Annotated in this window: 2 protein-coding genes and 1 pseudogene; 1 reads left to right on the top strand and 2 read right to left on the bottom strand. The window is 74.3% G+C overall.

The features are described from left to right. A pseudogene (locus BIV01_RS20125) lies at positions 1-748 on the bottom strand (hypothetical protein); the annotation flags it as partial. A 111-nt stretch (positions 749-859) separates the two neighbouring features. On the opposite strand from BIV01_RS20125, the gene BIV01_RS16865 reads away from it, so the two are divergent. Continuing rightward, positions 860-1,291, top strand: a complete 432-nt coding sequence (locus BIV01_RS16865; protein ID WP_070418328.1) for a GNAT family N-acetyltransferase — start codon at positions 860-862, stop codon at positions 1,289-1,291. A gap of 1 nt (position 1,292) precedes the next feature. Here BIV01_RS16865 and BIV01_RS16860 read toward each other — a convergent pair. After that, a partial coding sequence (locus BIV01_RS16860) for an Lrp/AsnC family transcriptional regulator (RefSeq protein ID WP_071303617.1) occupies positions 1,293-1,676 on the bottom strand: 384 nt, incomplete at its 5' end.

Genomic DNA, 1,676 nt, shown 5'->3' with positions numbered 1-1,676 from the left:
GGGTGTCGTCGCCGAGGACCGTGCCGACGACCGGGAGGCCGCCGACCACCTGGTCGAGCGAGTGCACGACGGTGGTCACGGGGCGAGCGTCGGTGAGGGTCTGGACGGCGCCGGTGACGGGATGGAGGACGGTCGCGACCGTGCCGGTGACGGGCCTGGAGGCACTGCTCGCCTCCGCCGGTCCGGCTTGCGGTGCTGCGGGGGTCGCGCTGGTCGCTGCGGGTGCCGCCGCGGGGGCGGTCGCGGGCTGCGCTGCCGGTGCTGCGGGTGCAGCCGGGGCGGGCGCGGCGGGCGCCGGTGTGGACGGTGCCGGAGCGGCGCTCGACGGCTGCGTGTGGGCCGGAGCGGCGCTCGACGGGTGGGTCGGTGCCGGAGCTGCGGGTGCCGGCGCCGCCGGGGCCGCGGGTGCCGGGTGCGCTGCCGGGGCGCTCGGTGCGGGCGCGGCCGGAGCTGCCGGAGCGGCGGGGGCGACGGCCTTCCGGGCCGGGGCGACGACGCCGTCGACGACGTGCCCGACCCCGCCGGCGACGCCCTGGACGGTGTCGCCGAGGCCGTCGACGACCCCGCCGACCAGCCCGCGTTGCTGCGACGGGTGGGTCTGCAGCGTCTGCTGGGCGGGCGCGGGGGCCGCCGCGGCCGGACGAGCGCCGAGCACCAACGAGAGCAGCACGAGGGCAGCGGCGATGCCGACGCCGAACACGACGTACCGGATCATCGCGCGCCAGGGTGCGCGCAACGGCTGGTCCATGCGCTCACCTCCTGATCTCGGCTGCGCACGTAGAGTGGTTGTCCGGCAATGTACGCCGCTCCGTTCCGGAACGCACCCTGTTTCGGAAGAAATCGTCAGGAAAGGCCGGTCTTGGTCTCGATCTTCAACGCCCCGACGCGCAACCTGGACGTCGTCACCCTGCACGAGATCCTGCGACTCCGGCAGGACGTGTTCGTGGTGGAGCAGGCAGCCGCCTACCCGGACATCGACGGGCGCGACCTCGAGCCCGGCACGCTGCAGTTCTGGGCGGGGCAGGGCTCGGTCGACGCCACGCTCCGGCTCCTCCGCGAGGACGACGGCACCGAGCGCATCGGCCGCGTCGCCACCGCGAAGGCCGCCAGGGGGCAGGGGCTGTCGTCGCTGCTGATGGAGGCCGCGATCGCCGAGGCACGCTCCCCGCGCATCGCGATCGACGCCCAGGCGCACCTCGAGCAGTGGTACGCCCGGTTCGGGTTCGTGCGCTCGGGCGAGGACTTCAACGAGGACGGGATCCCCCACCTCCCGATGACCCGCACGCGCTGAGTCAGGCCCGCCAGCGCCGGAGCTCGTCGAACGACCGCCCCTGCTGTGCACGGTCGGCGACGAGCCGTTCGAACACGATGTTCGTCTGCGTCGTCGCCACCGAGGGGTCGCCGCTGAGCTCGTCGGCCACGAAGTCACGGAGCTGCTCGGTGGACGTGCACGCGATGTGCACGAGGAAGTCCTTGTCGCCGGCCAGGAACGACACGTCCTGCACGACGGGCACCCGGAGCAGCCGCTTCGCGAAGTCGCGGAGCTCGTGGCGTGCTGCGGCGTGCACCCGGACCGAGACCATCGCCTCGATCGCGAAGCCGAGCCGCGCGACGTCCACGTCGGCCCGGTAGCCACGGATGACCCCGGCGTCCTCGAGTGCGCGGACGCGCGTCAG

The organism is Curtobacterium sp. MCBA15_013 (assembly GCF_001865095.1).
Classification (GTDB): domain Bacteria; phylum Actinomycetota; class Actinomycetes; order Actinomycetales; family Microbacteriaceae; genus Curtobacterium.
This window is presented reverse-complemented; position numbering and strand designations above follow the sequence as displayed.